At 74.0% G+C, this 784-nt stretch carries 1 pseudogene; it reads left to right on the forward strand.

Going from position 1 to position 784, the window contains the following annotated elements:
- Positions 1-784, forward strand: a pseudogene (locus DD1DGNOD_RS18715) (FtsK/SpoIIIE domain-containing protein); the annotation flags it as partial.

Here is a 784-nt window from a genome sequence, read left to right on the forward strand (position 1 = left end):
GGCGACAACCGGCGGGCAGCGGGATCCGTGGATCGTCGTCGTGGTCGATGGCTGGGAGCAGTTCGAAAACCGCGGCGACCCGACGTTCCTGGAGACGTCGCTGCTGACCACGCTGCGCGAGACGATCGTGGCCGGGCCGCCACTGGGCGTGCACATCGTACCGCTCGGCGGTCAGGAACTGCTGACCAGCAGGGTGTCGGCCCTGTTCACCCGGCGTCTGCTCCTGCCGTTCGGCAAGGAGGAGCTGCGCCGGGCGCACCTGCCGTCAGGGGTGGCGAGCCCACCGGCCGTGCCCGGCCGGGCCGCGGACGCCGCGAGCGGGGCACAGGTCCAGATCTGCCGCCCGGACGTCGACGCCGACACGCTCATCGACCAGGTAACCACTCGATTGTCCCCAACGGAGCCGGCTACAGACGGGCTGCCCGTTGTCACACCGGCTGTGACGGCGGGCCGGTTGCCACGCCCGTTCCCCCCGCTGCCGGCCCGCGTGGATCTCGAGGAGCTGGCCCTGCCCGACCCGCCGCCATCGGACACCTGGCTGCCGCTCGGCGTGGGCGGCCCGGATGTGGACGTCGTGGGCATGGACTTCTTCGACGCCGGGCCGCACCTGCTGCTCGTCTCCGGCCCAGCGGGGTCCGGGCGGACGACCGCGGCGGCGACCGCCGCCCGGGGGCTGCGGCGGGTCGGTGTCGGCGTCCTGGTCGTCGCCCCGCCGCGCTCACCGCTGCCCACCCTCATCGGGGATGACGGCGGCGTCCGGGTCGTCACCGGGACGGTGCTCAAG

This window comes from Candidatus Protofrankia californiensis, assembly GCF_900634765.1.
GTDB lineage: Bacteria > Actinomycetota > Actinomycetes > Frankiales > Frankiaceae > Protofrankia > Protofrankia californiensis.